Origin of the sequence: Parabacteroides goldsteinii, from assembly GCF_020091425.1 — a bacterium.
GTDB lineage: Bacteria > Bacteroidota > Bacteroidia > Bacteroidales > Tannerellaceae > Parabacteroides > Parabacteroides goldsteinii.
Genome location: NZ_CP081906.1, coordinates 663,256 through 689,174 on the forward strand (window position 1 = coordinate 663,256; position 25,919 = coordinate 689,174).

Here is a 25,919-nt window from a genome sequence, read left to right on the forward strand (position 1 = left end):
GATATTCTTTTATAATTATACAACGGCAAATTTAGTAACTTTGCTCGATAAATTAACGAGAAAGAAGAAAAAATGAAAGCCGACAGCATAACATCACCTATACGCAAGCAGGGGTTTCGTGCTTCTATGACAGTGAAGTGGTAAATTTGAAGTTCAGTTCTTCGTAGGAAGTTCAGTGGTTAAAATCCCTGCCTGCGTATAGCTGAGAAACGTTAGCGGGCATTGTGAAAGATACCAGCATAACAGTTAAACATTGATAAATGAAAAAAAAACTACTTTGGATATTAATTTTAGGACTGATAATAATCAGTTGCAAACAAAGGAAAACAGAAATGAAAGAGAAAATAATTAAAACAAACGGCATTGAACTCTGTACGGAAAGTTTTGGAAATAAGAAAAATCCAGCAATCCTTTTGGTAGCAGGTGCAACCGTATCAATGCTGTATTGGGACACTGAATTTTGCCAACAATTATCTGAAAAAGGATTTTTTGTTATTCGTTACGACAACAGAGATGTAGGAAAATCCACTAATTATGAACCAGGTTCTACTCCATACGATATTGTTGACTTAACTAATGACGCTATTTCAATATTGGATGGCTACAAGATTGACAAAGCACATTTTGTGGGGATTTCTTTGGGCGGACTAATTTCTCAAATAGCATCAATAAAGTTTGCCGACAGAGTTAACTCCTTAACTCTTATGTCATCAGGCCCTTGGGGAGACTCAGACCCAACTATACCTGAAATGGACACGAGTATTTTAGATTTCCATAGTAAAGCAGGTACAGTCAATTGGACAAATGAAGACAGTGTGGTAAACTATTTAATTCAGGGTGCAGAATTAATGAGTGGCAAGAAACAATTTGACAAACAAAGAAGTGAAAAACTGATAAGAGCTGAGTTCAATAGAGCCAACAATTATATAAGTATGTTCAATCACGCTGCATTGCAAGGTGGTGAAGAATATTGGAACAGATTAAACGAAATCAAACAACCCACCTTAATTATCCACGGAACAGACGACAAAATTTGGCATTATAAGAATGCAGGTTTTTTACTAGAAAAAATAAAAGGTTCAAATCTAATCACCCTTGAAGGTACAGGACACGAATTACACGTTGATGATTGGAAATCAATAATTGATGGAATAGAAAAACACATAAATGACTGATAAACAAAAACAACGACCCGCTAACAATGTATATAAAAAATAGGCGAAACAGTAGTAAATTCAAGGCTTTTGGCTCGTATTATACTTTGTGCTTAACCGAAAATTTGGCACTTCGAAATCGCCTACTTTTCATATACTAACCGTTACCGGGCATTGTAAAACGACAGACATCAAGAACAGTAACAACAAATAGAAATGGAAAATAATAAGACAATAATCGTTGGAGCATCAGGACAAGTTGGCTCTCATTTAATCAAAAGACTATCTGAAAATGGCATTCCTGCCATAGCCTTAGTTCGTAATCCTGAAAAAATTAAAAACTTGAACCTTGAAGTTCGACAAGCTGACTTGTTTGACACAGAACAAGTGATAAAGTCGTTTCAAGGTATTTCAACCGCATTTTTATTAACACCAGAGAATCCGAGTTCCAATGACATCATTGGAGACACCAAACGAATAGTAGAAAACTATAAAAGAGCAGTTATCGAAAACGGAGTTAAAAGAATAGTATGCCTATCTTGTATTGGTGCCCACAATCAAGGAGACACAGGCAATATTCTAATGTCAAGACATTTAGAGCAAAGCTTTCAAGATATTGAAATCGAAAAAATAATTGTTAGACCATCATACTATTTTAGTAATTGGCTTGGTTACTTTGAAACAGCTCAACAATATGGTGTTTTGCCGACATTTTTTCCTGAAAACTTGAAAATTGCAATGCACTCACCACTCGACTTGGCGGAATTTTTAGCAGAAATCATTGCTAAACCTATTCAAGAAAAAACTTATAAAGTGTATGAAATGGTTGGACAAGAGAAATATAACTCTCTTGAGGTTGCAAAAGCTTTTTCTGTTTTAGTCGGTAAAGATGTATTCGTACAATCAATACCCAACGACAAATGGAAAGAAACACTTTTATCGGTAGGTTTTACGGACAATACTGCTGACAATCTAATTGATATGACGCAAGCAGTAATTGACGGCTTGACAGTTCCAGAGTTCCCAGACAAAATAACGACTCTAAAAACAACCATTGAGCAATACCTGAAACAACAACTCGAAAAATAACAACGACCCGCTAACATCGGTTTTGCGTAATGGCGAGTGACGTTCTTCGCACGAACATTTGTGCTAATTTTGAACTGAGTACTTCGTTTCAAGTTTAGTGCTGAAAATCCGCCACTACGCAAAGCCGAGAACCGTTCTTCGCCGATAGCGGTTTTGAAAATGTTTGGGCTGTTATTCCTTTCGATGAAACACATTTAGCTTGTGCATTCGGAGATGAGACCGACGAACAAACGAAACAACTGACCAAGTATTTTATCAATAAAACTTTCCCTATTGTTTATCGTGTTGCTCCTCCTGTTATTACCGACTATCGAAGTATATTCAACAAACTGTTTGTTGAAGCATTTGGAGAAACAGAAAATGAAGCGAAAGAAACTATAAATCGGATATTCAGATTGGTAAATCCTAATGCCAATGTTAGGGAAATTATATCATATATCAATGAGATGGTCGCTCTTAAACAAGAGTGGTGTAACGAAATTTTGATGATAAACATAGCATTGTTCTGTTTGAAGAAGACGGATATTCTGGCAAATCCAGTAGAACAAATATTGTCCGGCGACTATCTGAATGGCATTCAAACAATAATTAACAATGATCTGCAAACACAACGCGAAATTGCAGCTTTGGTATATGGTGTCGATGTTGAAGATGCTCGACAAATTCCATTGAAAAAATATATTGAAGGCTGCATCAACGGAGAAGAAGACCACGACATAAATCAATATGCAGAGACTAATAAACAATTTGACACTGTATTAGAAGAAGTTATACAATGTATGGACAATGCGCTTATCGATAAGATTATACATTGTTTGCATAAATTAACTCGAAAGAGCGATGTTATTCTGCGTGTATGGCAAAGAATAGCACAATTGAAATTAAAAGAATCCATAGAGAAGCAGGTGTTCCCTGTCGAATACCAAGAACTGCTGTTGCATTTAGACACGGAAAGCCAAAACCATGTGATTGCTCAATTATATAAGAAGATAGTTCGGTTCAATGACTTCAATGGCGGCGACTATTTCAAAACGTTAGATGCAATAGACAGGTTTATTGCGCAAAATAAGTTGGCGTGCGATTTTACGTCATTGATTGAAGCAAAAACAGTCAAGCCAAATACATTTATCGATTATATTCAAGCTGCAAATGCAACAGATGCTGCCTATCGGGATAACGCGACAACTAAAGCATATAAATATTATCAAGTAGCAACAAATTCGGAGGCGCTCGATAATTATTTGGCAAACTTACTACCCGATAATTTCGACCATGCAGATATTGTAAAAACGTTAAAAGATAATTCTACCTATACGTTTCCAACGCTTTTGCAAGCGATCACGAATTGCATTGATGAACAGAATGTAAATAAAGATAATATAGGGGCTATATTTACAACCTATCGTTTATTGGCATCTGACGAAGAAAGACCTTTACCTGTAACGTTAGATTCAACCTACATAAATCAGTTGCATTCTGAATTAGAAACTGATGGCCGAAACATTAAAGAGTCTGGATATTACGATTTAGTCGCCATGCAATTGGCACATGGTCATTCCGTTTCCTTAATAGAGGGTGGAGATATAAAATATGTTGCAGAACTCATGGACTATTATGTGGATCATGGAGACTTATTAGTAAATAGTGTGGGATGGAATATACCGCTATTAAATGAAACACTACAATACATGGTAAATCATAAACTTGGCTATAAATTATTGCTCTCAGACATATTGCCCCAATTTGAAGATATTAAGAACAGAATAGGTGTAACGGATGAGGTATTTATCGAGCATTTAGCAGAGTGGAATACCGATTTGGATAAGTATATCACTAAGAACAATATTAAAGATGTAATTCCTGACGCATCTTTTTACGATTTGACCACTAAAATAAGCAATGTCCTGACCGATCATATCAATAAAATAGCGTTCGAAGCGTTGTCTGAAATAAGTGTTGATACATTATACGCCCAAAGAACAGCACATACATCATATTATTGGTTTGTCGCAATAAAACATTTACTGGCTAAAATCAAATCCTTGCCAGATAACTTGACTGAATTTGGCAAAAAGATTCTGATGGATATTGCTTCTGGAACTCAAAGTTTGAATCCTTTCCCTAATTGTTTCAAGAATATAGTTGAAAGATTGGATAAACGAAAAATTAAATCGACAGTTACCGATATAAGAAATGATTTCTGCATCGGTAAAAAGACTATCAATGCAATAAAGTTTCAATTTTTCGAAACATGGCTTAGATCGCATGGTAATTTGAAAAGTCAAGCTGGAGACGTTATTGATAAAATAGTGAAACCTGTAATTTCCGATGGGGCATGCCGTTCATTGATTCTGCAAAACAAAGATTTTTATATGGATTTAATAAATACAGCAGGGGATGATGCTTATGAATTGAAAAAGAGTCTCCGAAACCTCATACAAAAAGATTCAGATCCGCAATTGGTTAAATTTGTCAATTCGATAGATTCAGTACCTGAGGTTGAAACCGCGTAAGTATTTGTCTAACAAGTCCGAATTTTACGATTTTACCCGTCAGAACTGAAGTGCCCCCCAAAAAAATTGTATCCAACTTTTGGGGGTCACTTCAAACTTCGATAGGGATAATTTTCAATTTTGGGGACTTGTTAGACAGTCTCATTATCTGGTAGCAGTTTACACAGCACCGGATCGTTTTTGATACGCTCCAGTTCCTCCTGCACAATCTGCTTCACCTCTTCCTTGATGCGCCGGTAGTTCGCCTGCACCGTTTCCTTCATGCGGTCGTTGCCGTCCTCGTCCGTGAAGTTTGTAATGACGGGAATTTTCTTGTAGGCACTTTCTTCCCGTTTCACCTTTTCGGCATCCACCACAATCTCGCAATGAAAAATCTTCTGCTCGATACGCTCGTTGAAGTTGTCGGATACAGAACCGACAAACATTCCCTGCGTAAGCCCGGAAATCTTACTCGGTGGAATGAGCGCGTCCATCTGCGTGTTGATGGAGGTGGAAACATCCTGCCGGTTGATGGAGATGGACTGCCGTTTCTGCAACACCTTACCGAACCGCTCGGAGAGCGTCTTGGCTGTTTCCCCCACCACCTGACCGGAGAAAATATTGCCGACAGTGTTCATCACCACTTTCGCCTCTTTGTCCCCGTAGTCACGCACTAACTGGCTGAAATCCTGAAAGCCCAGACACACGGCAACCTTGTTGCTTCGGGCGGTAGCTATAAGATTGTCCAACCCTTTGAAGTATATTGTGGGCAACTCGTCGATGATGACCGATGACTTCAGCATCCCCTTCTTGTTGATGAGCTTCACGATACGGGAATTATACAGACCGAGTGCCGCACCGTAGATATTCTGACGGTCGGGATTGTTACCCACGCAGAGGATTTTCGGCTCTTCGGGATTGTTGATGTCCAGCGTAAACTCGCTGTCTGACATCACCCAGTAGAGCTGCGGTGAAATCATCCTCGAAAGCGGGATTTTTGCCGACGCTATCTGACCCATGAGCTGCTCCGCAGCCCCTCCAAGCCACGCATCCATGAACGGCGAAAGGTAGTTCTCCAGCTCCGGATAAGAGGTCAGTATCGGAAATATATCCTCGTAACGGCGGTTCAGAAACTCGATAGCATGGGGAAACGTGCAAAACTTCCCGTTCTGATAGATTTTGAGATACCAGATAATACTGGCAAACAGAATGATAGGTGACTCCACGAAGAAGTCGCCCTGCTTTTGCACCCACGTTTTATTGAGGTTGAGCATTATTGTGTAGGCACTCTCATAGGCATCCGTAATATCTTCCATAAAATCCGGGTGAATGGGATTGCACCGATGAGAGCGTCGCGGGTCGTCGAAGTTGATCACATAGAACTTCGGCTTTACCTTGTAGCCGTCCGGGTGGTTCAGCAAATGGTTGTAGGCAATAGTAGATAGGTCGGGATACTTGAAATCGTAGATGTATTGACTAAAGCCCTTTTCAATCTGTTGCTTGATAAAATTGTTTACCACGGCATAGGACTTGCCGCTGCCCGGCGTACCCAACACGATGGACGCACGGAAGGGATTAACTACATTGATCCAACCGTTGTTCCAGCGTTTCCTGTAATAGAAACGTGTCGGCAGATTGACCGAATACTCGCTTTCGATAAGCCTCGTTTCCTGCATGAAACTCTCGTTCTCGTTGTTGAAAACATCCTCCATCAAATTGTGTTTCAACAGGCGGCTCATCCACAGACCACCCATCAACAGGCAGACATAGCCCGTTCCAATGGTAAGGACATACAGTCCCGTCACCGCTTCAAGCGGCAGCGGCAGGGGCAGCAACCACCAGTTCAGGAAAAACAGCACGAACCCGACGGCAAATGCTGTCCAGATTCTCCCCCAAGTGATTTTCTCACCCTTGACACCCTTCGTACCCAGACAGGACAAGGCAAGCAAAAGGACGGAAAACAGCTTCGTGTAGAGAATGGAATGGAACAGCCCCGCCGTGCGGTCGAAGTTCAGAAGGATTTTGTCCACCACGCCGATGTTCACGCCCCACAGCCGGATGGCTTCGTAGCAGAACCAGTACACGTTCATGACCACTAAAATGATACTCACGGCACGCAGAAAATCCATGATTTTCGCCAATGCCCTCAAATCGTCTTCTTGTTGTGACATACATTGATTTTTTAATTGTTGATACTCTGATTACATACCCAAGCCCTTGCGTTTTTTCTTCTTTTTGCGCTTCATCGCCCGGATGAAAGCCTCTTCCTCGGCATCTACCGCCGGACCTTCGGGAGTGAGCAAGCCCATACCGCCCGATATATCTTCACTGTCGTAGGCGGTCTGCCCGTGTGCCTTGTCCGCAGCATCCACAGGGATGGATAGCGGTATCGGCGGTTGTCCGGCGTATGGCAGGGTGAAGTGTTCCTGCAAGGCATTCGCCGAAAGCTCCTTACCCATGCGCGAACCGTTCAGCACGCATCCCGTGCGGTGGTCGATGAAGGTAGCCCCATAGATGCGCCCTTCCTCTGTGTAGCGCAGTACGGTGTCGATGCCCTTCTCTTTGAGTTGGGATACAAATTTGTCCTTGTCATAAGTGCCTTGCAGCACGGAAAGGACGGTGCGTTTCGTCATGTCTGCCAGTTTCCTATCCTTGATTTCCGATTTGGAACGGACAAACTTCTTCTGTACGGCTTCATAGCCTGCGGACTTCCCGAAAAGCGAGGATTTGAACGGGTTGCCCACCTTGTTACCCTTGTCGTCCGTGACGGAATAGACCAGCCCGTGATACTCCCGTCCGCGCACGTTGCCCCTCGCTTCCTCCACCGTCATATTATATAAGGAAAGGAGCGCACGGTATTCGCCCATCGTCTGGAAACGGTACTGCCCATTCAGAGCCTTCACGGTGTTGCCTACCTGCTTCTTCACATCACCTGCCGATGCGGCCACCTTGCGCAACGGATTATCCAATCTCTGATTTTTACGTTCTGCCGGATGCAATCCGTACTTCTGTTCCAGTTCCCTGCGGATACGGTCGCTGCGGCGGTAGAGAAAATCCCGGTTGAGCCTTTTCCCGTTCTCGTCCACGTTGACCGTCACGATGTGCAGGTGGTGGCGGTCGATGTCCTCGTGCTTGAATACAAGATAAGGCTGGTTTCCGAAACCGAGTTTTTCCAGATACTCGCGGGCGATATTCTGCAACTCAATATCGGTCAGCACATCCTCCGGGTGCGGGTTGAGAGAGATATGCACCACCGGCTTCTCGATCTTCATCTGCGGTGGCAGGAAGGTGAGAAAACCCTCCATCGCCTTGCCTATGTCCACCGTTCCCGAACCGTCATTGTAGATGCGGTTGGTGGTGAGAAGCCGCCCCTGCGCCTCGTTAATCTTCTCCCCGTTGTAGGCAATCGCGCCGTACAACGAACTTCCTACACTGATTTTTGCGACCATTTTGCCTCCATTTCCCTTGAAAGTTCCACAATCCGGCGGCTCAGTTTCACGAGTTCGACGGTGTGTTGCTCTAATTTGTAGAGCAACGCCATCGCCTTTTTCTCTGAAAAATGCAGCCTCAGTTCCTTCACGACTTGGTTGTAATTCGTACCCACGGCACGGAATTGTGCATGAAAATCCGACAGTTTGGTGTAATAGTCCACCAACGTCTTGTCCACCTTCAGCACCTTGAACGGTTGCCCGAAGAAGTGCGCTTTGAGGAAAACAGACCGTGCATAGACACCCGATTTTCCGAACATGGCGAGGAAACGGTTGTGTTCCTCCTCGTTGAAACGGACGGTGTACCGGTACACCGCCGGATCAAGTTTGGGATTTCTCCCTGATTTGCTTTTCCTTTTCTCTTTCATATTACTTTGGATTTAGCGGATTGACGGCATAAGCCGCCGCTTCGGATTACAGCACCGCAGTTCTGAAAGGCTTCCCGACTTCGGAGGGAAAGCCCGCCCCCTGCAAGGGCAAGTGCTTTTCGTGGCTGCTCAAAATATTTTGAGCGGCTGAAAAGACATCTTGCTATGTTCCGGCGAACATAAAAATCCGTCGGGGACGGATTGGGGGAATGCCTTTCAAACTCCGGGCTGCGCCACCTGCGGCGAACCCTGCCGTTCGGGTGCAAAGTTACGCCCTTAAAGCGGTATCGGACAGAGGCTTGACCCGGACAGTCAGTGCCAACCGGCGCAACATGCCGCCACTTGCCGGGGAAGTGGTACGGATTCAAAAATATCCTTGTTTATTTGCAGCATGATTCAAGAAACGAACGATTTGAAGATATGAAAAATGAGGCTTTCAAATACCCGGCAAACCGCTTTGGCGGCTATTTGCCTGACCGGATACCCGAACCTTCGGATACCCGGCTTTCCAATGACGCGGTGATTCACGGATTCAATGACTTCATGACGCAATGTCGTCATTCACCAGTTATCCGAATCCCTGCCTCACCGTTGAAGCGGATACGTGACGAACCGGACAGGCGGAGATTCGCTGACGCGGATATACATGTCACCGATTCCGTATCGGAGCAGGAAAACAATTCATCAACCATTAAAACCAACAGAACCATGAGTAATGAAACATTCGTTGCATTCGCAACACAGAAAGGGGGCATCGGCAAATCCACCGTCACGGCACTTTCCGCCAACTACCTCCACAACGTGAAAGGACACAATGTCGCCGTCATGGACTGCGACGCCCCGCAACACAGCATACACGGGTTGCGTGAACGTGAAACGGGACTTATCGGCGGAAGCCTCTATTTCAAGGCACTCGCGTGTGACCACTTCCGCAAGATAAGGAAGAACGCCTACCCGGTCATCGCAAGCGACGCCCTTAACGCCCTCGATGATGCCGAAAGGATGCTTGCCGCAGAAGAGGTGAAACCCGACGTCGTGTTCTTCGACATGCCGGGAACCCTGAAAAGCAACGGCGTGGTCAAGACCCTCTCGCAGATGGACTACATCTTCGCGCCCATGAGTGCCGACCGTTTTGTCGTGGAAAGCACCCTGCAATTCGCCGTGATGTTCCGTGACAACCTCATGACGACGGGACAGGCGAAAACAAAAGGGCTGTACCTGTTCTGGACGATGGTGGACGGCAGGGAGAAGAACGGGCTTTACGACCTGTATGAGGATGTGATCGCCGAGATGGGGCTGCCGGTGCTGTCCACCCGCCTGCCCGACAGCAAGAAGTTCCGGCGCGACCTTTCGGAAGAGCGCAAGAGCGTGTTCCGCTCGACCATCTTCCCGATGGATGCGTCCCTGCTGAAAGGGAGCGGCATCCGTGAGTTCTCGGAAGAGATAAGCCGTATCATCAGACCTCAATAATCATGGGCAGCAGGAAAGTGAACACCGAAGGCATCGACGAGGAACTGTTGATAGCCTCCATCGGCAGACGCAGGCAGGACGGGATCCTGTACCACGCGCAGGAGCCGCCCGCGCCTGCTCCCGAAGAAGAAAGCGTCCCGGAAACGGAACCGCCGCCCGTGCAATCCACGGCAAAAGAAAAACCGCAGAGGGACACCGTCCGCCGCAAACGGCAGGAGGACGACTATTCCGGGCTGTTCCTCCGCCGCAACGAGATAAAGACGCGCCAGTGCGTCTATATCAGCCGCGATGTCCACAGCAAGATTCTCAAAATCGTGAACGACATCGCCGGACGTGAAATCTCGGTAGGCGGCTACGTGGACACCGTGCTGCGCCAACATCTGGAACAGCACAAGGAGAAAATAAACGAACTGTACAAGAAACAACGTGAAGACTTGATTTGAATATGGAAAAGAACCAGAAAAACAGAAGTCCGCAGCATGACGGCGGCGGTATGCTTGCCCAAGTGCAGGCGAGTGTGGAAATCCTCTCTCCCGTGCCGTTAGGCGGCAAATGCGGTGAGAAGGACTATGAACGGCTGTTCATCCGTGAAGCCGAAGTGAAGGCACGCGAGGGAAAGATGGCGTATGTGCGCCCGGAGTATCACGACCGCATCATGCGTATCACCCGTGTGATCGGGCATGACCGGCTGTCGCTGTCCGCCTACATCGACCATGTGCTTACGCACCACTTCAACCAGTGCGAGGAGGCGATAAAAAGCCTTTACGCCCGGAATTACGACGCAGTATTTTAATCCTCAAAAAGTAACAGACATGAAAGGAAAGAAGAATGATTATCGCGCCTTCCTGAAAAAATCAGGAATCAAGGCGAGAGAGGGAAAGCAAGTGTACATCAGTTTGGCAAACCACAGCGTGATAACCGAAATCACCTATTTATTAGGTAAGGGAAACCTGACCATCGCCGACTATCTGGACAATGTGCTTAACGAACATTTCCAGACACACCGTGCCGAAATCAACCGTATGTTGGATTCAGTCCCCAAAGTAGAGCTATGAACATGACTATGATTCTGCTGACCGTATCGGTCGGCTGCAACCTGTGGTTCCTGTTCCTGCTCCTTTATGACAGGATCATGGAAACCAGACTTGTCCGCTTCCTAAGAAGCATAGCCGGACTGTGGCGGTCGTTGGGCGGCACGGCTGCAAAGCCCGAAACGGCAAGGGTAACACCGCCCGCAGAGACCCCAGCGGACATCATCGGCAAGAGCCGTTTCAGGATGGCATCGACCCGGACAACCGCTGCCATACCGACGCAAGAAGCCGCCACTTCGGAAAAAGGCATTGAGCTGACGGAGGAAGAGGCTACTTTTGACGACGGAAACACGGAAACCGTATCCCGTCCCGCCCAAGTCCCGGAGGATAAACTCGACGAAACCTTCACGAGCCTCACGCCTTCGGAACTGGAGTTCGGGGAGGACGAGCCGGAGGAAGAAACGTCCGACGCACCGAGGGCATCCGGAAGCAGCTTCGACGAGATAGACGATGCGGTCAGAACCGCCAAGAACCCGGAAGCGACAACGACGGAACGGGAGCGGGCGGCAAAAGTCTTCACCGACATGGAAGGGACGGAGCTGTACGAGAAGCTGATGACCGGCTCGTCTGAAATGAGCATCCGCATCAAGGGGCTTATCGAAATCCGGCTGAAGAAACCGAAAAAGGATTTTGTAGTCCCGGACAATATTGAGGACTTCGACATCCGCAACTATGTATAACGAGTAAAAAAGAATGAAAATGAAAACGTAAGACGGCATCACCCACGCGCACGGCAGTACAAGGTACAGCCGGTCCGCAACGGACACACCCAAGTCCGTAGAAACAAACGGGCAATCCACTAAACCAAAGTAAAGTAACCGAGTATCAACTGCCCGACAAAGGACCATCCACTCTTTTGACGGCAAAAACAAGAACAGTTTATGAACAAGAACATCAGACAAAAGTTTATCCTCTCTGCGGCACTTATGATTGCCGCAACCGCCTCCGCCTTCGCACAGGGAAACGGCATCGCGGGCATCAACGAAGCCACCTCTATGGTGAGTTCGTACTTCGACCCCGGCACGAAACTCATCTACGCCATCGGCGCGGTAGTCGGGCTTATCGGGGGCGTGAAAGTATATGGGAAATTCTCGTCCGGCGACCCCGACACCTCCAAGACTGCCGCCTCGTGGTTCGGGGCGTGCATCTTCCTGATTGTCGCCGCCACCATCCTGCGCTCATTCTTCCTTTAATAAACGATGTATGGCTGAATACCCGATAAACAAGGGTATCGGCCGTCCGGTAGAATTCAAGGGCTTGAAGGCTCAGTACCTCTTCATCTTCTGCGGAGGTCTGCTGGCTCTCTTCGTCCTGTTCGTCATCCTCTACATGGTCGGCATCGACCAGTGGGTATGTATCGGCTTCGGCGTGGCATCGTCCTCCGTCCTCGTATGGCAGACCTTCGCGCTGAACGCCCGGTACGGCGAACACGGGCTTATGAAATTAGGGGCAACAAGGAGCCATCCCCGATACCTTATCAACCGGCGGCGGATCACCCGATTATTCAAACGGAAACGAAAGGAAGAAACGACATGAGGAATACATCCAAAATGACAACACTGGAAAACAAGTTCCCGCTATTGGCGGTGGAACAAGGCTGCATCATCTCCAAAGACGCCGACATCACGGTGGCTTTCGAGGTGGAGCTGCCGGAGCTTTACACCGTGACGGGCGCGGAGTACGAGGCGATACACGGCTGCTGGTGCAAGGCAATCAAGGTGCTGCCGGACTTCTCCGTCGTCCACAAGCAGGACTGGTTCATCAAGGAGAAGTACACGCCGGAACTTCACAAGGACGACATGAGCTTTTTAAGCCGCTCTTTCGAGCGTCACTTCAACGAGCGTCCGTACCTGAAGCACACGTGCTACCTCTACCTGACCAAGACGACGAAGGAGCGTAACCGGATGCAGAGCAATTTCAGCACGCTGTGCCGTGGGCATATCATCCCGAAGGAGCTGGACAAGGAAACCGCCGCGAAGTTCATGGAGGCTGCGGAACAGTTCGAGCGTATCATCAACGACAGCGGCTTTGTCAGGCTGCGCCGCCTCTCCACCGACGAGATTGTGGGGACGGACGGCAAAGCCGGACTGATAGAGCGTTACTTCTCGCTCATGCCCGAAGGCGACGCCACGTTGCAGGACATCGACCTCTCGGCACGGGAAATGCGCATCGGCGACAACCGCCTGTGCCTGCACACCCTGTCCGACGCGGAGGATCTGCCCGGCACGGTGGCTACCGACACCCGGTATGAGAAACTCTCCACCGACCGCTCGGACTGCCGCCTCTCCTTCGCATCCCCGGTGGGGCTGCTGCTCTCCTGCAACCACATCTACAACCAGTACGTGATTATCGACAACAGCGAGGAGAACCTCCAAAAATTCGAGAAGTCCGCAAGGAATATGCAGTCGCTCTCGCGCTATTCGAGGAGCAACAGCATCAACCGCGAGTGGATAGACCGCTACCTGAACGAGGCGCACTCCTACGGGCTGACCTCGGTGCGGGCGCACTTCAACGTCATGGCGTGGAGCGACGACGCGGAAGAGCTGAAACACATAAAGAACGACGTGGGCAGCCAGCTGGCAAGCATGGAGTGCGTGCCTCGCCACAACACCATCGACTGCCCGACACTCTATTGGGCGGCTATGCCCGGCAACGCGGCGGACTTTCCGGCGGAAGAGAGTTTCCATACCTTCATCGAACAGGCGGTGTGCCTCTTCACGGAGGAAACCAACTACCGCAGTTCGCTCTCGCCCTTCGGCATCAAGATGGTGGACAGGCTCACGGGAAAACCGCTGCACCTCGACATCAGTGACCTGCCGATGAAGCGGGGCATCACCACCAACCGTAACAAGTTCGTATTAGGTCCTTCGGGCAGTGGCAAGTCGTTCTTCATGAACCACCTCGTGCGACAATATTACGAGCAGGGCGCGCATGTGGTATTGGTGGACACGGGAAACTCCTATCAGGGATTGTGCGAGATGATACGGCGCAAGACGGGCGGCACGGACGGCGTGTATTTCACCTACACGGAGGAGAAGCCCATCAGCTTCAACCCGTTCTACACCGACGACTACGTGTTCGACGTGGAGAAGAAGGACAGCATCAAGACGCTGCTGCTGACGCTCTGGAAGTCGGAGGACGACAAGGTGACGAAAACCGAAAGCGGGGAATTGGGCAGTGCCGTGAGTGCCTACATCGAGCGCATCAGGGCAGACCGGAGCATCGTCCCCTCGTTCAACACCTTCTACGAGTACATGCGCGACGACTACCGCCGGGAACTGGCGGAGCGTGACATCAAGGTGGAGAAGGAGGACTTCAACATCGACAACATGCTCACCACCATGCGGCAGTATTACCGGGGCGGACGCTATGACTTCCTGCTCAACTCGGCGGAGAACATCGACCTGCTGGGCAAACGGTTCATCGTCTTCGAGATTGACTCCATCAAGGACAACCGCGAACTGTTCCCGGTAGTGACCATCATCATCATGGAAGCCTTCATCAACAAGATGCGGCGTCTGAAAGGGGTGCGGAAGCAGCTTATCGTGGAGGAGGCTTGGAAGGCTCTTTCTTCGGCAAATATGGCTGACTACCTGCGCTATATGTACAAGACGGTGCGTAAGTATTTCGGTGAGGCAATCGTGGTGACGCAGGAGGTGGACGACATCATTTCCTCGCCCGTCGTCAAGGAGAGCATCATCAACAACTCGGACTGTAAAATCCTGCTCGACCAGCGCAAGTACATGAACAAGTTCGACCAGATTCAGGCGTTGCTCGGACTGACGGAGAAGGAGAAGTCGCAGATACTCTCCATCAACATGGCGAACAACCCCTCACGGCTCTACAAGGAGGTGTGGATAGGCTTGGGCGGCACGCAGTCGGCGGTCTATGCCACCGAGGTCAGTGCTGAAGAGTATCTGGCGTACACCACCGAGGAAACGGAAAAGGTGGAGGTGTACCGTCTGGCAGAGCAATTGGGCGGTGACATCGAAGCCGCCATCCGGCAACTTGCCGAAAGGCGGAGAAACAAGCAATAAGTAATCAATAATCAGTAAAACAGATTTATCAACAAAAAAAGAAAAGCGTATGAGCATATCAAGAATGAAGATGCTGCAAGTCAGCAAGTGTTTAATCGGGCTGGCGGTCATGGTGCTGCAATCCTGCGACGTGGCGGAGAACCGCCGCGACCTGCTGTGCGGAAACTGGGAAAGCGTGGAGGGCAAACCCGACGTGCTTATCTACAAGGAGGGAGAAGCCTACAAGGTGACGGTTTTCAAGCGGAGCGGCATCCGCCGCAGGCTGAAGCCGGAAACCTACCTCTTGCAGGAGGAGAACGGCAACCTGTTCATGAACACGGGATTCCGCATCGACGTGGCGTATAACGAGGCTACCGACGTGCTGACCTTCTCACCCAACGGGGACTACGTGCGTGTGAAGCCGCAGCCGGAAACTCCGGCAGAAAAATAAGAACCGCTAAAATCCAAAGAAACATGAGAACAAGAATAACATTCGTCATCTGCCTGTGCCTGCTTTTCGCGGGCAGGGCTTCCGCCCAATGGGTCGTGAGCGATCCGGGCAATCTGGCGCAGGGCATCATCAACGCCTCGAAGAACATCATCCATACCTCGAAGACCGCCACGAACATGGTGAACAACTTTCAGGAAACGGTGAAAATCTACGAGCAGGGCAAGAAGTATTACGACGCCCTCAAATCGGTGAACAATCTGGTCAAGGACGCACGCAAGGTGCAGCAGACCATCCTGATGGTGGGCGACATCACGGACATCTACGTGACCAGCTTCCAGAAGATGCTGCGCGACGACAACTTCACGGTGGAGGAACTCGGAGCCATCGCCTTCGGCTACACGAAGCTGCTGGAGGAATCAAACGACGTGCTGACGGAGCTGAAGAACGTGGTGAACATCACCACGCTCTCCATGACGGACAAGGAGCGCATGGACGTGGTGGAACGCTGCCACTCCAAGATGAAGCGTTACCGCAACCTCGTGAGCTACTACACCAACAAGAACATCAGCGTGAGCTACCTGCGTGCGAAGAAGAAAAACGACCTCGACCGCATCATGGGGCTGTACGGCAGTATGAACGAAAGATACTGGTAGCCTATGGAGTTCGACAACCTTCACCAGATTCTCCGCTCGCTCTACGAGCAGATGATGCCGCTGTGCGCCGACATGGCGGGCGTGGCGAAAGGCATCGCCGGGCTGGGCGCGCTCTTCTATGTCGCTTACCGGGTATGGCAGTCGTTGGCGAGAGCCGAACCGATAGACGTCTTCCCGATGCTCCGCCCCTTTGCCGTCGGTCTGTGCATCATGTTCTTCCCTACGGTGGTGCTTGGCACGATAAACAGCGTCCTCTCGCCCGTCGTGCAGGGTACGGCGAAACTGCTCGAAACGCAGACTTTGGACATGAACAAGTACCGGGAGCAGAAGGACAGGCTGGAATACGAGGCGATGGTGCGCAATCCCGAAACCGCCTACCTCGTGTCCAACGAGGAGTTTGACAAGCAACTGGAGGAATTGGGCTGGTCGCCCTCCGACATGGTGACGATGGCGGGGATGTATATCGACCGGGGGATGTACAAGATGAAGAAGGGCATCCGCGATTTCTTCCGCGAGATACTGGAACTGATGTTCCAAGCCGCCGCCCTCGTGATAGACACCATCCGCACGTTCTTCCTTGTGGTGCTGGCGATACTCGGTCCGATAGCCTTCGCCATATCGGTGTGGGACGGCTTCCAAAGCACGCTCACGCAGTGGATATGCCGCTACATTCAGGTCTATCTGTGGCTGCCCGTGTCGGACATATTCAGCACCATACTCGCCAAGATTCAGGTGTTGATGCTGCAAAGCGACATCGAACGGATGCAGGCTGACCCGAACTTCTCGCTGGATTCGAGCGACGGGGTGTACATCGTCTTCATGATAATCGGCATCATCGGCTACTTCACCATCCCGACGGTGGCAGGCTGGATTATCCAAGCCGGAGGCATGGGAAGCTACGGTCGCAACGTGAACCAGACGGCAGGACGAGCCGGAAGCATGGCGGGCAGCGTGGCGGGTGCTACCGCAGGCAACATGGTCGGACGTGCCGGGAAACTGCTGAAATAGAGGCTGAATTACGGGAGAGGCATCCGCATAAAAGTAACATACGTATGTAGCCTGTCATGACATACGTATGTAGCAGCCTGTTACATACGTATGCAGCGGCTCATTACATACGTATGTGGTAACCCGTTACATACGTATGTGGCAAACGACCGCATACCAATCCTATTGTATAACGAATTAAGAACCGAAAAATAAAATCAGACAATGGAATTCAAGTCACTCAAAAACATCGAATCATCGTTCAGGCAGATACGCCTGTTCGGTATCGTCTTCCTCTCGCTGTGCGCCGTGATAACGGTATGGAGCGTGTGGAGTTCCTACCGCTTCGCGGAACGGCAGCGTGAGAAGATCTATGTGCTGGACAACGGCAAGTCGCTGATGCTGGCACTCTCGCAGGACTTGTCGCAGAACCGTCCGGCGGAAGCGAGGGAGCATGTGCGCCGCTTCCACGAACTGTTTTTCACGCTCTCGCCCGAAAAGAGCGCGATAGAACACAACGTAAAGCGTGCGTTGTTGCTGGCGGACAAGAGCGTGTACAACTACTATTCGGACTTCGCCGAGAAGGGGTACTACAACCGCATCATCGCCGGGAACATCAACCAAGTGCTGAAGGTGGACAGCGTGGTATGCGACTTCAACGGCTATCCCTACCGTGCCGTGACCTACGCCACGCAGAAGATTATCCGGCAGAGCAACGTCACCGAGCGCAGCCTCGTGACCACGTGCCGCCTCTTGAACTCGTCCCGTTCGGACAACAACCCGAACGGGTTCACCATCGAGGGATTCACCATCATCGAGAACAAGGATTTACAAACCATCAAAAGGTAAACGGATATGAAGAAAATCAAGAAATCATTTTGGGGCGCATATTGGAAACTCCACGACAAAAAGAAAATGCTGGTGGCAAGGCTCAGGGGCTATCTGGACGGCTTGCCGCCAAAGACACGCAGGCGCATCGTGCTGGCGATGCTCGCCGCATTCTCCGCGCTTGCCCTCTACACCTTCGGCAAAGCCGTGTATGACATCGGCAGGAATGACGGCAGCCGGATGGTGACAGACCATGCCGGACAGGTGGAACTGTCCGTGAAGACGGATAACAATCATAACGTAACACCTTATTTATATGGAACAGACGAAGAACGAAACGAAGATTGAGAACAAGACGGAGAGCAAGTCCGAAAGCACGGCTGCACCCGACAACAAGGGGAAGCCGAAAAAGGAGCGCAAGCCGCTGACCGAAGCCCAACGGCTGAAACGTCAGAAAATGATAGTGCTGCCCGCTATGGTGCTGGTATTCATCGGGGCGATGTGGCTGATATTCGCCCCGTCCTCCGGCAAAGAGCAGGAGCCGGGAACAGGCGGCTACAACATCGAGATGCCCGACGCGGACAAGGAGAACCGCCGGATTATCGGTGACAAGGCGAAAGCCTACGAACAGGGCGCAATGGAGGAAAGGCAGGAGAACCGCAGCCGCGCCATGCAGCAGTTGGGCGACCTGTTCGACCGCGAAACTGCGGCAGCGGATGGAGACAGCGATTTCGACCTTGCCAATCCCGGCGGAACAGAAGAGGCCGTGAAGCCCACACCGAAGACCATCCAATCCTCGGCAGCCGCCTACCGTGACCTCAATGCCACGCTCGGCAACTTCTACGAGCAGCCGAAAAACGACAATGCGGAGATGGACGAACTGCTGGAACGCATCGCCACCCTCGAATCCGAACTGGAAAGCGGAAAAGAGAGAAGCTCCACGATGGACGAGCAGGTGGCACTCATGGAAAAATCCTACGAGCTGGCGGCGAAGTACATGGGCGGGCAGAACGGCACGCAGGCGGCAGCGGGACAGACCGCAGAGCCGTCCCCCGTGCAGAAAGCCGGAAAGAACACGGCAAAACCCGTCAGGCAGGTGACGCATCAGGTGGTGTCCTCGCTCGGACAGCCCGTGAGCAATGCCGAATTTGTCGCTTCCTTCTCGCAGGAGCGCAACCGCAGTTTCAACACGGCGGTGGGCGTCACGACCGTATCGGACAGGAACACCATACCGGCATATGTCTATGGGACGCAGAGCGTGACGGACGGGCAGGCGGTCAGGTTGCGCTTGCTGGAGCCGATGGCGGTAGCAGACCGGATCATCCCCCGTAATGCGGTGGTGGTCGGCGCAGCCAAGATTCAGGGCGAACGGCTCGGCATCGAAATCACCTCTCTGGAACACGACGGTACGATTATCCCGGTGGAGTTGGAGGTCTATGACACGGACGGGCAGCCCGGCATATTCATCCCCAACTCGATGGAGATGAACGCCGTCAGGGAGGTTGCCGCCAACATGGGCGGCTCGCTCGGCAGCAGCATCAACATCTCCACCAATGCCGGGGCGCAGCTCGCCTCCGACTTGGGCAAGGGGCTGATACAAGGCACGAGCCAGTACATTGCCAAGAAGATGCGCACCGTCAAGGTGCATCTGAAAGCCGGGTACAGGGTCATGCTCTATCAGGAAGTGAATTAAGAAAACAATCAATCAAATTTTTATTTACCACTAAAAATCCAAAGTAATGAGAAAAGTAATCATGATGTTTGCCCTCGCTATGGGCATCGCAACTGCCAACGCGCAGGAAAACGTAACCGTTGGGCAAAGCAACGGAAGTGAACAACCGACCTTGACAAAGGAGGTCTATCCGCAGAAGGAGGCGGACGGCGACCTGTATCACGGTCTGACGAGAAAGCTGGGTTTTGACCGCATGGTTCCCCCGCACGGCTTGGAAGTGACCTACGACAAGACCGTGCATGTCATCTTCCCGGCGGAAGTGCGCTATGTCGATTTAGGCTCGCCCGACCTGATTGCGGGCAAAGCCGAAGGTGCGGAGAACGTCATCCGCGTGAAGGCTACCGTGAGGAACTTCCCGAACGAAACCAACATGTCCGTAATCACGGAGGACGGGAGTTTTTACACCTTCAACGTGAAGTATGCCACCGAACCGCTGCTGCTCAACGTGGAGATGTGCGACTTCATCCATGACGGCGAGGCGGTGAACCGTCCGAACAATGCGCAGGAAATCTACCTGAAAGAGCTGGGCAGTGAAAGTCCCATGCTGGTGCGCCTTATCATGAAGTCCATCCACAAGCAGAACAAACGTGAGGTGAAGCATATCGGCTGCAAGCGTTTCGGCATCCAGTACCTTCTGAAAGGCATCTACACGCACAACGGGCTTCTGTATTTCCACACGGAAATCAGGAACCAGAGCAACGTGCCTTTCGATGTGGACTACATCACATGGAAAATCGTGGACAAGAAGGTGATGAAGCGTACCGCAGTGCAGGAGCGTATCATCCTGCCGCTCCGTGCGCAGAACTACGCCACGCTCGTGCCGGGCAAAAAAAGCGAACGCACGGTCTTCACGATGGCGAAGTTCACCATCCCCGACGGCAAGTGTCTCGTGGTGGAGCTGAACGAGAAGAACGGAGGTCGTCATCAGTCTTTCGTGATCGAGAATGAGGATTTGGTGCGTGCCAATAACATCAACGAACTCCAAGTGCGCTGACCATGAGAAAGTACATCGCAATCATCATCGCGTCGCTTGCCCTGTTCACGGGGCAGGCGTACGCCCAGCGATGTCTGCCGAAAATGCAGGGCATCGAGGTAAGGGCGAATCTGGCGGACGGCTTCAAACCCGGCGGCAACGACGGCGGGTACAGTTTCGGGGCGGCTCTCTCCACCTACACGAAGAAGGGCAACAAATGGATGTTCGGAGGTGAGTATCTCCTGAAGAACAACCCGTACAAGGATACCGCCATACCTGTGGTGCAGTTCACGGCGGAAGGCGGCTACTATTTCAAGATACTTTCCGATGCCCGTAAAATCATGTTCGTCTATGCGGGGGCTTCGGCTCTCGTCGGATATGAATCGGTGAATTGGGGCGAAAAGGTGCTGCAAGACGGCTCGACCCTGCATAACCGGGACGCCTTCATCTATGGCGGTGCGCTGACGCTGGACGTGGAGTTTTACGTGGCTGACCGTATCGCCCTGCTCGCCAATCTCCGGGAGCGTTGCCTGTGGGGTGGCGACACACGAAAGTTCCACACGCAGTTCGGGGTCGGCATCAAGTTCATCATCAACTGATGCGCCGCATGGAACGGACGGATATAGACACCATGAGGCAAATATCCCTCGCGGACTTTCTCGCACGGCTGGGACATGAGCCTGTACGGAGAAGCGGAAACGAGCTGTGGTATCTCGCGCCGTACCGCAATGAGCGCACGCCCTCTTTCCGCGTGAACGTGGCGAAACGGCTCTGGTACGATTTCGGTTTGGGCAAGGGCGGTGACATCTTCACGCTTGCCGGGGAGTTTGCCCGAAGCGGCGACTTCATGGCGCAGGCGAGATTCATAGCGGAAACCGCCCGTATGCCGTTTGTCGCATCGGAAAAGCCGTTGTTCCTGCCGGAGCCGTCCGAACCTGCCTTTGAGGGAGTGGAAGCCGTCCCGCTGCTCCGCTCACCATTAACAGAGTATCTGGCGGAACGGGGCATCCCTTATGCCGTTGCATCCCGCCACTGCTGCCGCCTGAACTACGGCGTGCGTGGAAAGCGGTATTTCGCAATCGGTTTCCCGAACGTGGCTGGCGGCTATGAAATCCGTAGCCGCTACTTCAAGGGTTGCGTACCACCGAAAGATGTGTCACTGATAAAACCGAAAGATACCGCCTCTGACGTATGCAGCGTGTTTGAGGGCTTCATGGACTTTCTGTCCGCTGCTGCACTCGGTATAGGCGGCAATAGCGACAGCCTTGTGCTGAACTCCGTTGCCAACGTGGGTAAGGCGGTGAAACACTTGGACGGGTACGGGCGCATAGACTGCTTCCTCGACCGTGACGAAGCCGGACGGAGGACGCTGGAAGCCCTCAAAGGATATTACGGCGGACGTGTCACCGACCGTTCCGCACTCCATGACGGTTACAAGGACTTGAACGAGTATCTGCAACTGACAGCAAAAAATGAACAATAACTTAAAAATCAAAGAACAATGAACATACTGAACAACAAGAACAAGAGAACATCCATCTTCAAGGCGTTGGCACTCTGCCTGTTCGCCGCCATGTTGCTCACGCTCGCATCGTGTGACGATGACATGGACATCCAGCAATCCTATCCCTTCACAGTGGAAACCATGCCCGTGCCTAACAAGGTAACGAAGGGGCAGACGGTGGAAATCCGCTGTGAGTTGAAAAAGACGGGCGATTACGCCAACACCCTATATACCATCCGGTATTTCCAATTCGAGGGAGAAGGAACATTGAAAATGGACAACGGCATTACGTTCCTGCCCAACGACCGCTACCTGCTCGAAAACGAGAAGTTCCGGCTGTACTACACGGCGCAAGGTGACGAGGTGCACAACTTCATCGTAGTGGTGGAAGATAATTTCAGCAACTCCTACGAATTGGAATTTGACTTCAACAATCGCAACGTGAAGGATGACGGGGCTATCTCTATTGTCCCAATCGGAAACTTCAAACCCCTTACACGATGATGCGTGTATTCATGGCTATCCTCTGTTCCCTTCTGGCGGTCTGCTCCGTGTCCGCACGGGACAGCTGTCAGAAGGGGACGGACGGGCAGGCGTCAATCTACCGCCTGCCGCCTTTCGAGCGGGCGGTTCGCTGTACGAAGTATTTTGAAGGCTGGCACTCGGAGAAACACCACCCATACGTGGGCTGGGGGCATCAGGTGCAGCCGGGGGAAAGGTATTCGGCACGCACCATGACGAAGCGGCAGGCGGACGCACTCCTGCGGAAAGACTTGCGGAAGTTCTGCGCCATGTTCCGCAAGTTCGGGCGTGACAGTCTGCTCCTTGCCACGCTCGCCTACAATGTCGGTCCATACCGGCTTTTGGGGAGCGGGAAGATACCCAAAAGCACACTGATCCGAAAATTGGAGGCGGGCGACAGGAACATTTACCGGGAATATATCGCTTTCTGCAACTACAAAGGTAAACGGCACGCCATGCTGCTCAAACGGAGAAAGGCGGAGTTTGCGCTGCTGTATATCCTGTGATACGACTGAAATTCCTTGCGGTAAACAATATCGCAAGGAATTTTAGCGTCTAATACAAATTAACACATTACCTTTGCAAGTAAAATTTGTAAAATGAAAGAAGCGAAAGAAATATATTATTTACCTGTTGAACAGCTATCTGATGATGCTATTCAATGTATTGAAAAAGTTGTTGAACTGTTAGATGCGATAAAAGACGATTGCAATATCAATAACTTTTCTCGTCGATTTACATTCATAAGGGAAGGAAAAGCTATTAGCGATGTTGCGGAAATAAAAAAAGATAGCAATGGATTAAATCATATCTATATCAACGAAAACTTTTGTCAGTATTTATGGTCTGTATGTATTTATCTTAATGCCTATTTTGAGAATGTCATACATATTCCAATAATGGATGCTGTTGGCATAAACAAATATGGTTATAAACCCAATCTGATTGATGTAGAGTATGCTAATGATTGCTTTTTTAGAGGACGGCAATTGTTGCATAACTTCAATAGGGATGTTTATTGGGTAACACCCAACATCTGTAATCCCCAGCAATTTGAAAATATTATAAGTCACACAAATGGTGTATATTGTGCTGCGATAGCATTTATATATGCCCACGAATTTTCACATAATTATTTAGGTCATACACAAATACAACAGACGTTTCCCCATACTATAGATGATGAAATTGCCGCAGATGATACGGCAATTAGTTTTATTCAAACTGAATATGACTCTGCATGGGGAAATACATATAAGGCAGGTGTCGCAACTGTATTAGCAGCCATTTTATTGATGAGCGAAGATTCTATTTCTGGTGATGGAACTCATCCAGATATGGATGTCCGAATAGAAAATTTGGTTACTAAACTGGAATTACATGAAATGGATCCACTTTGGGGCTACTTAGGTGTTGCATTAAGATTATGGTTGCTGGTATTTGGTGGTTTGTCTATCGAAGAGGATATGCAACAGCCCGGTTTTGGCTCATATAAGGAGATTTATTTATTTTACATGGAGAAATTGAAAACAGTTAGACAACAACGTTATCCCAAAATTGTAAAACCTGATTGGGATATATAGCTAAATTAAAAACTCCGATGAAGCCGCAACTTCATCGGAGTTTCCGCTTTTCATACATTCGGGATTTTTCCTTTGCCGATTACCTCACCGTCCCTGCAATGCTCTATGATGCCGGGCGAAAATCCCATCTCCCCGATTGCGATATGCCGGATATACTCCGCATATTCCTGACCTTGAAAATTCCTCCCCGTGAGGTTTTTGAAAATCATCCTTATGCTTGTTCCGTCATCGCTGTGCAGGATGATTTTTCCGTTCTGTCTGATTTCTTCCATGATTGAAACTTGTTTTTGTGAATACTATCGTAGATTGGGACAGCGGTTTCTTTGCTACTTTCTTTGTCCGCCATCATGCTCACCGAAAGAAAGTAGGGCGGCTTTCGCCGTCGCCACTCAAAAACGGGTGTAAAGTCCCGTTACCATCGTGAACATTTCTTCCAGCATATCGCAGTATATGCCATCGTGCGTTGCAATGTCCTTTGTCTTGCACTCGAATGTCTTTTTACTGAACGTCTTGCGGTAGAAACGCATATTGTAGAGGTCTAATCCTGCATCGTAGATGATGTCAAGGCGGTTCGCGCTCGTCTTGTTCCTTGCAAGGCTCATGCGCAAGCCGTTGCCCATGTCTATGAAGTCCTTGCTTCCCGTCATGGCGACAAAGCGTCTGCCGCCTATCTGCTGTAAAATCGTCTTTGCTATCATGCTTTTCTTGGTTTTAGGTTGGCGGTGCGGACACCGCCAACTTGTTTAACATTCTGTTATCTCGGCAATGGGTGTGTTTCGTTTCAACCATTCCATCAGGCACTCCATATTGTACTCGCTTGTGATGACTGCCGTATGGCTGTTGATGGCGGTAAACCTGCTGCTCTCGTAGTCGTCTATCCACCCTTTTAGGGTATCAACTCCCCACGCTTCGGCATCGTCAAAGATGCCGTCCAATACTTTGATAGGCTCGCTGAATTTCACTATCAGCGTTTGATAGGCTGTGTTCATCGGTTGTCCTCCTTTCCATCCTTTGCCGTGAGCCACTTATCCCGTGCGGCTCGGCACTCGTCCAATGTGGGTTTGACACAAGAGAACAACTCTCCGTCTGTGGGGTGGCGGTAGTCGTACTGCACAAGTGTCCGCTTGCGTCTGCCGATACCTAATTGGAAACGCTCATATTTCTCCGTACCTGCTTCGGTGCAGGTGCTTATACCGTTGATGGTCATTCGTGTTGCCATAATCGTTGATTTTAGAGTGGTTAAAAATGTACTGACAAAACTCTGTTGCGCATCACCATTTCGGGGTCACTCGTATAGCGTTGGTGCAGGTAGAAATGGTGGGAGCCGAAGCCGTAAAGGAAAAACCTGTCAAGTCCGTGCTTCTCGGCAAAGTCCTTTACACTCCGTCTTAACTGCTCCTCACTCGTTGCAAGAGTGAGGAGGTTCACAAATTCAAGGAACATCGTGGGGATTTTATCGTCCCACAGACAAACCATGCTTTCAATTCTTACTTCCATTTTGTTGGGTTTTATAGGTTA

The 25,919-nt window shown here is 49.8% G+C and carries 30 protein-coding genes and 1 pseudogene; 23 read left to right on the forward strand and 8 right to left on the reverse strand.

Annotated elements, in window-relative coordinates; all coding sequences use genetic code 11:
* Positions 1–260 precede the first annotated feature (260 nt).
* The 3 genes and pseudogenes from estT to K6V26_RS03605 form a co-directional block, all read left to right on the forward strand.
* Positions 261–1,175, forward strand: a complete 915-nt coding sequence (gene estT / locus K6V26_RS03595) for a macrolide hydrolase EstT (RefSeq protein ID WP_006744646.1) — start codon at positions 261–263, stop codon at positions 1,173–1,175.
* A gap of 195 nt (positions 1,176–1,370) precedes the next feature.
* Complete coding sequence (locus tag K6V26_RS03600) at positions 1,371–2,243, forward strand: NmrA family NAD(P)-binding protein (RefSeq protein ID WP_091905360.1); 873 nt, start codon at positions 1,371–1,373, stop codon at positions 2,241–2,243.
* Between the two features lie 134 nt (positions 2,244–2,377).
* Positions 2,378–4,756, forward strand: a pseudogene (locus K6V26_RS03605) (P-loop NTPase fold protein); the annotation flags it as partial.
* A gap of 131 nt (positions 4,757–4,887) precedes the next feature.
* Here K6V26_RS03605 and mobC read toward each other — a convergent pair.
* Genes mobC through mobA form a run of 3 tightly spaced genes read right to left on the reverse strand, consistent with a single transcriptional unit; the run spans position 4,888 to position 8,591 of the window.
* Positions 4,888–6,906, reverse strand: a complete 2,019-nt coding sequence (mobC, locus tag K6V26_RS03610; protein ID WP_004291482.1) for a conjugal transfer protein MobC — start codon at positions 6,904–6,906, stop codon at positions 4,888–4,890.
* A gap of 30 nt (positions 6,907–6,936) precedes the next feature.
* Positions 6,937–8,184, reverse strand: coding sequence for a conjugal transfer protein MobB (gene mobB / locus K6V26_RS03615; RefSeq protein ID WP_004291483.1), 1,248 nt, complete (start codon positions 8,182–8,184; stop codon positions 6,937–6,939).
* Positions 8,163–8,591 carry a conjugal transfer protein MobA gene (mobA, locus tag K6V26_RS03620; protein WP_004291488.1) on the reverse strand — a complete coding sequence of 143 codons (429 nt, stop codon included), beginning with the start codon at positions 8,589–8,591 and terminating at the stop codon, positions 8,163–8,165. Before mobA ends, mobB begins: the two co-directional genes overlap by 22 nt.
* 420 nt (positions 8,592–9,011) lie before the next feature.
* Between mobA and K6V26_RS03625 the strand changes: the two genes are divergently transcribed.
* The 20 genes from K6V26_RS03625 (at position 9,012) to K6V26_RS03720 (ending at position 24,401) form a co-directional block, all read left to right on the forward strand.
* Positions 9,012–10,061 carry a ParA family protein gene (locus tag K6V26_RS03625; RefSeq protein WP_075316682.1) on the forward strand — a complete coding sequence of 350 codons (1,050 nt, stop codon included), beginning with the start codon at positions 9,012–9,014 and terminating at the stop codon, positions 10,059–10,061.
* 2 nt (positions 10,062–10,063) lie between these two features.
* Positions 10,064–10,504: a DUF3408 domain-containing protein gene (locus K6V26_RS03630; RefSeq protein WP_005850519.1), complete on the forward strand. Its 441-nt coding sequence runs from the start codon at positions 10,064–10,066 to the stop codon at positions 10,502–10,504.
* 2 nt (positions 10,505–10,506) lie between these two features.
* Positions 10,507–10,854 carry a DUF3408 domain-containing protein gene (locus tag K6V26_RS03635; protein ID WP_005850496.1) on the forward strand — a complete coding sequence of 116 codons (348 nt, stop codon included), beginning with the start codon at positions 10,507–10,509 and terminating at the stop codon, positions 10,852–10,854.
* A gap of 19 nt (positions 10,855–10,873) precedes the next feature.
* Positions 10,874–11,116, forward strand: coding sequence for a DUF3408 domain-containing protein (locus K6V26_RS03640; protein WP_005850494.1), 243 nt, complete (start codon positions 10,874–10,876; stop codon positions 11,114–11,116).
* Entirely contained in the window at positions 11,113–11,832 is a 720-nt protein-coding gene (locus K6V26_RS03645; RefSeq protein WP_005850492.1) for a hypothetical protein, read from the forward strand. Before K6V26_RS03640 ends, K6V26_RS03645 begins: the two co-directional genes overlap by 4 nt.
* A gap of 201 nt (positions 11,833–12,033) precedes the next feature.
* Positions 12,034–12,345: a DUF4134 domain-containing protein gene (locus K6V26_RS03650; protein WP_005850490.1), complete on the forward strand. Its 312-nt coding sequence runs from the start codon at positions 12,034–12,036 to the stop codon at positions 12,343–12,345.
* Between the two features lie 10 nt (positions 12,346–12,355).
* Complete coding sequence (locus K6V26_RS03655) at positions 12,356–12,688, forward strand: DUF4133 domain-containing protein (RefSeq protein WP_005944155.1); 333 nt, start codon at positions 12,356–12,358, stop codon at positions 12,686–12,688.
* A complete protein-coding gene (locus K6V26_RS03660; RefSeq protein ID WP_005850488.1) occupies positions 12,685–15,189 on the forward strand; it encodes a TraG family conjugative transposon ATPase in 2,505 nt (834 codons plus the stop codon). Before K6V26_RS03655 ends, K6V26_RS03660 begins: the two co-directional genes overlap by 4 nt.
* 49 nt (positions 15,190–15,238) lie before the next feature.
* Positions 15,239–15,619, forward strand: a complete 381-nt coding sequence (locus tag K6V26_RS03665; RefSeq protein WP_005850486.1) for a DUF3876 domain-containing protein — start codon at positions 15,239–15,241, stop codon at positions 15,617–15,619.
* 23 nt (positions 15,620–15,642) lie between these two features.
* Positions 15,643–16,272 (forward strand): DUF4141 domain-containing protein, encoded by a 630-nt coding sequence (locus K6V26_RS03670; RefSeq protein ID WP_005850484.1) that lies wholly within the window; start codon positions 15,643–15,645, stop codon positions 16,270–16,272.
* A 3-nt stretch (positions 16,273–16,275) separates the two neighbouring features.
* The gene (gene traJ, locus K6V26_RS03675) at positions 16,276–17,280 is read left to right on the forward strand and encodes a conjugative transposon protein TraJ (RefSeq protein WP_005850482.1); all 1,005 of its coding nucleotides are present in this window, start codon (positions 16,276–16,278) and stop codon (positions 17,278–17,280) included.
* Positions 17,281–17,484: 204 nt separating this feature from the next.
* Positions 17,485–18,108, forward strand: coding sequence for a conjugative transposon protein TraK (gene traK / locus K6V26_RS03680; protein WP_005850480.1), 624 nt, complete (start codon positions 17,485–17,487; stop codon positions 18,106–18,108).
* 6 nt (positions 18,109–18,114) lie between these two features.
* The gene (locus K6V26_RS03685) at positions 18,115–18,435 is read left to right on the forward strand and encodes a TraL conjugative transposon family protein (RefSeq protein WP_005850478.1); all 321 of its coding nucleotides are present in this window, start codon (positions 18,115–18,117) and stop codon (positions 18,433–18,435) included.
* Positions 18,404–19,780, forward strand: coding sequence for a conjugative transposon protein TraM (traM, locus tag K6V26_RS03690; RefSeq protein ID WP_005850476.1), 1,377 nt, complete (start codon positions 18,404–18,406; stop codon positions 19,778–19,780). The genes K6V26_RS03685 and traM overlap by 32 nt, the downstream gene beginning before the upstream one ends.
* Positions 19,781–19,826: 46 nt before the next feature.
* Positions 19,827–20,813: a conjugative transposon protein TraN gene (traN, locus tag K6V26_RS03695; RefSeq protein WP_005850475.1), complete on the forward strand. Its 987-nt coding sequence runs from the start codon at positions 19,827–19,829 to the stop codon at positions 20,811–20,813.
* A 2-nt stretch (positions 20,814–20,815) separates the two neighbouring features.
* On the forward strand, positions 20,816–21,391 hold the full coding sequence (locus K6V26_RS03700; protein ID WP_005850473.1) for a conjugal transfer protein TraO: 576 nt from the start codon (positions 20,816–20,818) through the stop codon (positions 21,389–21,391).
* An 8-nt stretch (positions 21,392–21,399) separates the two neighbouring features.
* The gene (locus K6V26_RS03705) at positions 21,400–22,275 is read left to right on the forward strand and encodes a toprim domain-containing protein (protein WP_010185927.1); all 876 of its coding nucleotides are present in this window, start codon (positions 21,400–21,402) and stop codon (positions 22,273–22,275) included.
* 18 nt (positions 22,276–22,293) lie between these two features.
* Entirely contained in the window at positions 22,294–22,800 is a 507-nt protein-coding gene (locus K6V26_RS03710) for a DUF3872 domain-containing protein (protein WP_005850466.1), read from the forward strand.
* Positions 22,797–23,324 carry a glycoside hydrolase family protein gene (locus K6V26_RS03715; protein WP_005850464.1) on the forward strand — a complete coding sequence of 176 codons (528 nt, stop codon included), beginning with the start codon at positions 22,797–22,799 and terminating at the stop codon, positions 23,322–23,324. The genes K6V26_RS03710 and K6V26_RS03715 overlap by 4 nt, the downstream gene beginning before the upstream one ends.
* 93 nt (positions 23,325–23,417) lie before the next feature.
* The gene (locus K6V26_RS03720) at positions 23,418–24,401 is read left to right on the forward strand and encodes a phage exclusion protein Lit family protein (protein WP_005850457.1); all 984 of its coding nucleotides are present in this window, start codon (positions 23,418–23,420) and stop codon (positions 24,399–24,401) included.
* Between the two features lie 50 nt (positions 24,402–24,451).
* Here the strand turns inward: K6V26_RS03720 and K6V26_RS03725 are convergent, their stop codons facing one another.
* The 5 genes from K6V26_RS03725 to K6V26_RS03745 form a co-directional block, all read right to left on the reverse strand.
* Positions 24,452–24,673, reverse strand: coding sequence for a DUF7688 family protein (locus K6V26_RS03725; RefSeq protein ID WP_009276858.1), 222 nt, complete (start codon positions 24,671–24,673; stop codon positions 24,452–24,454).
* Between the two features lie 117 nt (positions 24,674–24,790).
* On the reverse strand, positions 24,791–25,099 hold the full coding sequence (locus K6V26_RS03730; protein WP_005850451.1) for a hypothetical protein: 309 nt from the start codon (positions 25,097–25,099) through the stop codon (positions 24,791–24,793).
* A gap of 45 nt (positions 25,100–25,144) precedes the next feature.
* On the reverse strand, positions 25,145–25,390 hold the full coding sequence (locus K6V26_RS03735; protein ID WP_005850448.1) for a DUF6956 domain-containing protein: 246 nt from the start codon (positions 25,388–25,390) through the stop codon (positions 25,145–25,147).
* Complete coding sequence (locus K6V26_RS03740; RefSeq protein WP_005850444.1) at positions 25,387–25,620, reverse strand: DUF3873 domain-containing protein; 234 nt, start codon at positions 25,618–25,620, stop codon at positions 25,387–25,389. Before K6V26_RS03740 ends, K6V26_RS03735 begins: the two co-directional genes overlap by 4 nt.
* 20 nt (positions 25,621–25,640) lie before the next feature.
* Positions 25,641–25,898 carry a hypothetical protein gene (locus K6V26_RS03745; protein ID WP_005850441.1) on the reverse strand — a complete coding sequence of 86 codons (258 nt, stop codon included), beginning with the start codon at positions 25,896–25,898 and terminating at the stop codon, positions 25,641–25,643.
* Positions 25,899–25,919: the final 21 nt, after the last annotated feature.